The 7,694-nt window shown below is 72.6% G+C and carries 7 protein-coding genes; 4 read left to right on the forward strand and 3 right to left on the reverse strand.

Annotated features, from left to right (window positions below):
• Positions 1-51 precede the first annotated feature (51 nt).
• The gene (locus tag E1283_RS27775) at positions 52-852 is read right to left on the reverse strand and encodes a hypothetical protein (protein ID WP_132820910.1); all 801 of its coding nucleotides are present in this window, start codon (positions 850-852) and stop codon (positions 52-54) included.
• 426 nt (positions 853-1,278) lie between these two features.
• Between E1283_RS27775 and E1283_RS27780 the strand changes: the two genes are divergently transcribed.
• Positions 1,279-1,494, forward strand: coding sequence for an I78 family peptidase inhibitor (locus tag E1283_RS27780; protein ID WP_132820911.1), 216 nt, complete (start codon positions 1,279-1,281; stop codon positions 1,492-1,494).
• A gap of 1 nt (position 1,495) precedes the next feature.
• On the opposite strand, the gene E1283_RS27785 is transcribed toward E1283_RS27780, so the two are convergent.
• Entirely contained in the window at positions 1,496-2,410 is a 915-nt protein-coding gene (locus tag E1283_RS27785) for a phosphatase PAP2 family protein (RefSeq protein ID WP_425086241.1), read from the reverse strand.
• A 443-nt stretch (positions 2,411-2,853) separates the two neighbouring features.
• Here E1283_RS27785 and E1283_RS27790 point away from each other — a divergent pair, with 443 nt between their 5' ends.
• Together E1283_RS27790 and E1283_RS27795 are read left to right on the forward strand one after the other, a co-directional pair.
• Positions 2,854-4,476 carry an MFS transporter gene (locus E1283_RS27790; RefSeq protein ID WP_132820913.1) on the forward strand — a complete coding sequence of 541 codons (1,623 nt, stop codon included), beginning with the start codon at positions 2,854-2,856 and terminating at the stop codon, positions 4,474-4,476.
• A 10-nt stretch (positions 4,477-4,486) separates the two neighbouring features.
• Positions 4,487-5,674 carry an acyl-CoA dehydrogenase family protein gene (locus E1283_RS27795; protein ID WP_132820914.1) on the forward strand — a complete coding sequence of 396 codons (1,188 nt, stop codon included), beginning with the start codon at positions 4,487-4,489 and terminating at the stop codon, positions 5,672-5,674.
• 74 nt (positions 5,675-5,748) lie between these two features.
• Here the strand turns inward: E1283_RS27795 and E1283_RS27800 are convergent, their stop codons facing one another.
• Positions 5,749-6,195 (reverse strand): cell division protein SepF, encoded by a 447-nt coding sequence (locus tag E1283_RS27800; RefSeq protein WP_132820915.1) that lies wholly within the window; start codon positions 6,193-6,195, stop codon positions 5,749-5,751.
• 369 nt (positions 6,196-6,564) lie between these two features.
• Between E1283_RS27800 and E1283_RS27805 the strand changes: the two genes are divergently transcribed.
• Positions 6,565-7,485, forward strand: coding sequence for a S1 family peptidase (locus E1283_RS27805; protein WP_132820916.1), 921 nt, complete (start codon positions 6,565-6,567; stop codon positions 7,483-7,485).
• Positions 7,486-7,694 lie beyond the last annotated feature (209 nt).

A 7,694-nucleotide genomic window follows, 5' to 3' on the forward strand; every position in this document is an offset into this window, starting at 1 on the left:
CCCCCGCACCCCCCGACGGCCCCGGCTCCGCAAAAGCCCGGCCGGCCAGGCCTACGTGCCGGCGAGCGGCATCGTCGCCGCGACCAGGAGGCCGCCCGCGGCGGCCTTCTCCAGCGCGTCGCGCAGCATGTCCTCCCGCGGCTGCTGACCGATGGCGCCCGAGGGGGCGGCGAAGACGACCACCGACTGCCGCTGGTTGGCGCAGGCCCGCCAGCCGTCCGTGACGGTGAGCGGCTGGTGGGCCTGCCACCAGGCCACCGGCTGGCCGCCGCCCTGCTGGCCCTGCAGGACCGCGTGGAGCTGGCCCATCGCCAGCAGCACCGACCAACCGGGCAACGTGGCCGGCTGGTCGGTGAGGTCGATGACCGGCATGAAGCCGGCCTCGATCAGCAGCGGCAGGAAGTCGTCGCCCGGCCCGTCGGAGCCGGGGCGGGCGATCGGGCCGGTGGGCTCGACCACGATCGCGGCGTGCAACTCGTCGCCGACGAGGATCTGACCGCAGGTGACGCCGAGCACCGCCTGACCCGGCGCCGGCCGTACCTCGCCGTCGGCGGCCGGCATGGGCTGGCTCGGGCTCTCGCCGGTGATGGACTTCACGGCGCCCTTCAGCTGCTCCTCGGAGACGGAGACCACCTGGGAGGGGATGCAGGAGGCGTGGGCGAAGGCGAGCACCGCCGTCTCCTCGGCCACGAACAGCACCGTGCTGGTGCGTTCCTGCTCCGAGTTGCCCGGGGTACGGCAGGAGGTGCAGTCGTAGCTGCTCGGCGCGTTGTCGCCGGCCAGCAGCCGTTCGGCTTCTTCGTCGCCGATCTCGGCGCGTACGTCGTCGCTGACGTCGAGCAAGGGGGACACGGTCGCTCCTCAGTTCGGGCTGCGGAAGTCGTGGACGGCCCTGAGCGCCCTGGGGCGTCAGGTGCCCCGTGCACAACGGCGGGAGCGGTGTGGGGGTCACGCCCGGGGGGCGGGCAATCGTCCCGTCAGAGGTGAAGTGCCAATGCCATGACAATCACTGGAGTTCACCATCGTTCACCGCGGTGGTGAATTTTCCGTGCGCCCGTAATCGGTCGAGCGGCTCGGGAAAACGGCCGCGGAAAACACCGGCGGCGAATGGCGAACGGAAATTCGGTGGGGTCCGTTCGGTGCCGCCAATTACGCGAGGGGTGCGTTACGCCGAACAGGTCCCGCGGGCGGTCGCTGTGACACAAGCGTGACAGTTCCCCGATCCGGCCCTGACCTTCGGGGTGTCGGCGGCCGCCGCCAGGTCGTACGGTGGGCCGCATGTCACCTCTACCCCAGCAGCCCCGGACCCCCGACGACCGGCCGGAAGAGTACGTGGGCCTCGCGGCCGACGCCGCCGAGCGGCAGGCCAGGGGGCGCGGCTGGTCCACGGTGCGCACACTCCCGCCGGACGCGATCGTCACCATGGAGTTCATGCCGGGCCGCCTCAACCTCGCCGTGCGCGACGGCGAGGTCGTGCGCTGCTGGAAGGGCTGACTCAGCGGCTGCCGACGGCCCGGGCCGGCGGGTGGTCCGGGCGGCCTCCCGGGTGGGCCCGGTTCGGGATCCGCGGCCTGAACTTCGCGGCGCGCTGCGCCGCGCCGGCCCGCGCCGCCACGCCCGGAACCTGGTCGCCGTGCGGCAGCGGCTCGTCGCCCGACATCGAGGCCGCGGCCGGCACCGGCAGCGGCGTCGGTCCGAGCCGGGGCGGCAGGCCGGAGCCGAAGGCGCCCGTGACGCCGAACACCCGGTCCCGCACCGCGAGCAGCAGGGTGTCCACCCGGTTGATCAGCGGTTCGCACCACGGCAGCGCCAGCAGGATCAGCAGCCCGGCCGCCCAGCCGAGCAGCACGTCGCTCACCCAGTGCGTCCCCAGGTAGACGGTGGTGGCGCCGACGCCGAGCGCGCAGACGGCCGCGATCACCGAAAGGCTGCGCCGGGCGCGCGGGGTGGTGGCCAGATAGGCCAGGATCCCCCAGGTCACCACGGCGTTGGCGGTGTGTCCTGACGGAAATATATCGCCGGTCAGGAACATCTCGTTCGAGCCCATGACCGTCGCGTAGTGCGGCCCCTCGCGGCCCATGCCCAGCTTGGCGGCGCCGACCGTGACGTTCAGCAGCAGCAGCGAGCAGGCCATCACCAACAGCGGACGCAGTGTGCGCTGCCGCCACGAGCGCCAGCCGAGCCAGGCCGCGACCAGCGCCGCCGTGGGACCGCGCTGACCGAGTACCACGAAGTAGTCGAGGAAGGCGTGCAGCTCCGGCCACTGCTTGTACGGCCGGAAGAGCATCACCTGCCAGTCGAGGCGGACGAGCCAGGACGTGGTGAGCACCGCCGCCACGATGGCCACGTAGAAGCCCAGCGTGGCCCACAGGAGCGCCGCGCGCGTGCGGCTCATCTCGGGAACCGGCATGCTGGGCGGCTGTGGCTCCTGTTCGAGGCGGGCTAGGAGTCGGTCGGTACGCACTTTTTCAAGATTACAGCCCGTGATAGCAGGCTTCCTGCCCGCCCCGGTCTTCGTAATGGCGATGTGATGTGCCGCCAACCTTTTCGCCCGCCGGGGATCCCTCTCATTGTCGAATGCGCGGGCGGCGGGAATTGACGCTCCGGATATTTTCGACGTGGTCGGCTCATCGTTTCTTCGTGGCTCGCCGAGCGGTATTCGTCATGCCCTCAGGTGAACGAGCGTGCGGATCTTCGAGGTTCGGACGCTCGGCCGGGCGCGTTCGAGCGTCCGGGCGAGCCTGCCGTACGCTGTCACACCGTCCTGCCCTCTCCGCCGTGCCCGGTGCCTCGCGCCACCGGGATTCCCCCGCGGTGGTGAGTGGATGTCACGCGCGACACGGAGGTGCGTTGATGCCCACGACGCCCCTGCCCGGAGCCGCCCGGGACCGTGCCGGCCGCTCCGGCGACCACGGCGACGACGTCCGCCGCTGGTTCGTCCTGGTCGTGCTCTGCGTCAGCCTGCTCGTGGTGGCGGTCGACGCCACCGTGCTGCACGTCGCGGTGCCGGCCGTCAGCGAGCGGCTGCGGCCCGACGGCGTCGAACTGCTGTGGATCGTCGACGCCTACCCGCTCGTCTGCGCCTCGCTGCTGATCCTCTTCGGCACCCTCGGCGACCGGGTGGGGCGGCGCCGGGTGCTGCTCGCCGGCTACGCCTGCTTCGGTGTCGCCTCCCTCGCCGCCGCCTACGCGCCGAGCGCCGGGGTGCTGATCGGCGCCCGGGTGCTGCTCGGCGTCGGCGGCGCCATGATCATGCCGGCCACGCTGTCCATCCTGCGCCACGTCTTCCCGGACCGCAGGGAGCGGGCGCTGGCCATCGGGATCTGGAGCGCGGTGGCCGCGGTGGGCGCCGCCCTCGGCCCGCTGGTGGGCGGGCTGCTGCTCGAACACTTCTGGTGGGGATCGGTCTTCCTCGTCAACATCCCGCTGATGGCGGTCTGTCTGCCGGTCGCCCGGCTGCTGCTGCCCGAGTCGTCGGGCGACCGCTCCGGGCCGTGGGACGTGGTCGGCGCCCTGACGGCGGCCACCGGCCTCTTCTCCCTGATCCTGGCGCTCAAGCGGATCGGCACCGGCGACCTGGTCACGCCGGGCACCGCGCTGGCCGCGTCGGCCGGCGTCGGACTGCTCGTCTTCTTCACCCGCCGGCAGCGCCGGGCCAGCCATCCGCTCATCGACCTGACCGCGTTCGCCAGGCCGGCCTTCGGCACCTCGGTCGGCTGCATCGTGCTCACCGTGCTCGCCCTGGTCGGCCTCGCGCTGGTCGCCGCCCAGTACCTGCAACTGGTGCTCGGCCTCTCGCCGCTGCAGGCCGGGCTGCGGCTGCTGCCGATGAGCCTGGCGGCCGTCGCCGCCGGCCTCGCGGGATCCTGGCTGCTGCGGCGGCTCGGTCCGCGGCTGATGGTGGTGCTGGGCTTCTGGCTGACCGCGCTGGCCGTGGCGCAGCTCGTCGGCCTCGGCGAGGAGGACCGCCCGATCCTGATGACCCTCGGCTTCGTGATGCTCGGCTTCGGCCTCGAGACCACGCTGTTCGCGGCGTACGAGTCGATGCTCAGCGACGTGCCGGCCGCCCAGGCGGGCGGCGCCGCGGCCGTCGGCGAGACGGCGTACCAGTTCGGCGGCGGCATCGGCATCGCGCTGCTCGGCAGCCTGATGAACGCCATGTACGGCCCGGCGGTCCGCGACCTCTCCGGGGTGAGCGCGGCGGACGCCGAGGCGGCCGGGCACTCGCTCGGCGAGGCGTACACCGTGGCCGACCGGCTCGGCGGCGCCCGGGGCGAGGCGGTGCGGGACGCCGCCCGCGAGGCGTTCGTCCACGGCATGCGGTTGACGCTGGTGGCCAGCGCGGTGCTGCTGCTGCTCGGCGCCCTGGCCGCCTGCCGGCTGCCGCGCCGGCTGTGTGCGGCGGCCGAGGTGCCGGCGCCACAGCGGGAGCCGGACGGGCGGCCGCTCTTGCCCACCGGGGTTACCCGCCCGTAACGTCGGCGCGGTGACCGCTGACGCTCCGCCACCCTTCGACCCCGCCGACCCGCTGGGCATCGACGAACTCCTCGACGAGGACGACCTGGCCGTCCGCGCCGCCACCCGCCGGTGGGCGCGGGAGCGTGTGCTGCCGCACATCGCCGAGTGGTACGAGCGCGGCGAGGTCCCCGGGCTCCGGGAGCTCGCCAGGGAACTCGGCGCGCTCGGTGCCCTCGGCATGTCCCTGAAGGGGTACGGCTGCGCCGGCGCGTCGGCCGTCCAGTACGGGCTGGTCTGCCTGGAGTTGGAGGCCGCCGACTCGGGGATCCGCTCGCTGGTCTCCGTCCAGGGCTCGCTGGCCATGTACGCCATCCACCGCTACGGCTCGGAGGAGCAGCGCCGCCACTGGCTGCCCGCCATGGCCAGCGGGGAGACCATCGGCTGTTTCGCGCTGACCGAGCCCGACCACGGTTCGGATCCGGCCGGGATGCGGACCCGCGCCGAACGGGACGGCGGTGACTGGCTGTTGACCGGCCGCAAGATGTGGATCACCAACGGTTCGCTGGCCGGTGTGGCGGTCGTCTGGGCCGGGACCGACGACGGGGTCCGCGGCTTCCTGGTCCCGGCGGGGCTGCCCGGCTTCACCGCCACCCCGATCCGCCACAAGGGTTCGCTGCGGGCCTCCGTGACCAGCGAACTGGTGCTGGACGGCGTGCGGTTGCCGGCCGACGCCGTGCTGCCCGAGGCGCGCGGCCTCCGCGCCCCGCTGGGCGCCCTGAGCCACGCCCGCTACGGGATCACCTGGGGCGCGCTCGGCGCGGCCCGCAGCTGCTTCGAGACGGCCCTCGGATACGCCCGCGTCCGCGAGCAGTTCGGCCGGCCGATCGGCGGCTTCCAGCTCACCCAGGCCAAGTTGGCCGACATGGCGGTGGAACTGCACAAGGGCCTGCTGCTCGCCCTCCACCTGGGCCGCCGCCTCGACGCCGGCCGACTGCGGCCCGAGCAGGTGAGTTTCGGCAAGCTGAACAACGTGCGCGAGGCGCTGGAGATCTGCCGCACGGCCCGCACCGTCCTGGGGGCGAACGGGATCTCCATGGAGTACCCGGTGCTGCGGCACATGGCCAACCTGGAGTCGGTGCTGACCTACGAGGGCACCAGCGAGATGCACCAGTTGGTCATCGGCAAGGCGCTGACCGGCCTCGACGCGTTCCGCTGACGCCTGACGCCCACCGCGCCGGGCACCGCGCCGGCGCACCGCCGCCCGGCCGCGAGGGCCGGGCGGGGAGAGTGTCAACTCTGGTTGAAGAAGCCGTCCTCGGAGGTCCGGTGGCGTTCGTTGCTGACCACCTCGTAGTCGGCGGGCGTCAGCAGGAAGACCCGGGTGGCCACCCGCTCGATCGAGCCGCGGAGACCGAAGATGAGGCCGGCGGCGAAGTCCACGACGCGCTTCGCGTCGCCCGAGTCGAGCACCGTCAGGTTGATCAAGACCGGAATGCCGTCGCGGAAGAGTTCACCGATGCGACGAGCGTCCCGGAAGCCGTCCGGGGTGATCATCGCGATGCGACCGCCCTGGTCGTGTGCGACCTCGGCCGCTACCCGGACCCGCGGGTCGGTGGTCCACGGCCCCGCGTTGTCGCCGGGCTCCGGACCCTCGGCGTACTCGTCGTCGTCGTAGTAACGCATCTCGCTGTCATCGACGAGGCCCAACCAGGCACTCGCCCTCCGCACCGATCCCATGGACTCCTCCTTTCTCCTCTCGCGGCCCTGTACTCATCCGCATTCCTATCGTGGTCCATGATGCTGACAATGCGCCAAGGGGATAGCCAAGCTAATCGGGTTTCGTGACGGTTCTGGTGCATTCGGCGCGGTCCGTCAGCGACACGGAGGAAGTATCCGCCCGCTGACGCAGCGTAAGGCATTCCGCTGCGCCGAACGGGTGAGACGGCTGGGTCCGGGCTGGCCGAAACGCGTTCTTTTCAACGGGGCCGGCTGTGAGAAGACTTCGGGCAGCGCTTGTCAGGGGCATGCCCCACAGCCCGCTCCTGGCCACGCCTCACGGGCCCGTCTACCCAACGGGCCCCGGATTCCTTACTGGAGGAAGTACAAGTGAGTTTGAAGCGCACGAACCCCCACAGAGGCACGTCCCGTCGCATCCGGCTGATCGCCGCTTCGTCGGGTCTGCTGGCCGCCGCCGCCTTCGCCCTGCCGAACGCGGCCCAGGCCGAACCCGTCTCCACCTTCAGTGCGGCCCAACTGACCGCGGCCAGCAACGCGGTGCTCGACGCCGACGTGGCCGGCACGGCGTGGACCGTCGACAAGGCGACGAACCGCGTTGTCGTCACGGCCGACGAGAGCGTCACCAGCGCCGAGATCGCCGAGATCAGGCAGGCCGCCGGCACGCTCGGCAGCGCCATCTCCGTGGAGCGCACGGAGGGCGCCCTCGAGCGCTACATCGCCGGCGGCGACGCCATCTACGCCTCCCTCGGCTGGCGCTGCTCGCTTGGCTTCAACGTCAACATCGGTGGGACGGCCTACGCCCTGACCGCCGGGCACTGCACCGACGGCAACCCGGGCTGGTACACCAACTCGGGCCTGAGCACCTCGATCGGCGCCACCGCCGGCAGCAGCTTCCCGGGCAACGACTACGGCATCATCCGGGTCAGCAACACCTCGCTGCCCCGGCCGAGCTCGGTCAACCTGTACAACGGGACCACGCGGGCCATCACCGGTGCGGCCAATGCCACCAACGGCCTGTCCGTGCAGCGCAGCGGCTCCACCACCGGCCTGCGCGGCGGCTCCGTCACCGGCCTCAACTACACCGTCAACTACGGCGGCGGCGACATCGTGTCCGGTCTGATCCGGACCAACGTGTGCGCCGAGCCCGGCGACAGCGGTGGCCCGCTGTTCTCCGGCAACACCGCCATCGGCCTGACCTCGGGCGGCAGCGGCAACTGCTCCTCCGGGGGCACGACGTACTTCCAGCCGGTCGTCGAGGCCCTGAACGCCTACGGCGCCTCCATCGGGTGACCCCGGCGCCGGCGGGTGACCGCCGGCGCGCACCGACTGCCCCCGTCCGGCCTGCCGGGCGGGGGCAGTCCGCTGTCCGGCCCCGGCCGCCGCCCGCCGCCCGGCCCCCGCCGCGGGGCCGGGCGGTCCCGTTTCCGGCCGCCGCGGGGGCGTGGTGGGGCGCCCCGCCGTGGGCCCGTTGTGCGGGCGAGCGGCTCACGAGCCGCCTC

Source organism: Streptomyces hainanensis (assembly GCF_004348415.1).
Lineage (GTDB): Bacteria > Actinomycetota > Actinomycetes > Streptomycetales > Streptomycetaceae > Streptomyces > Streptomyces hainanensis.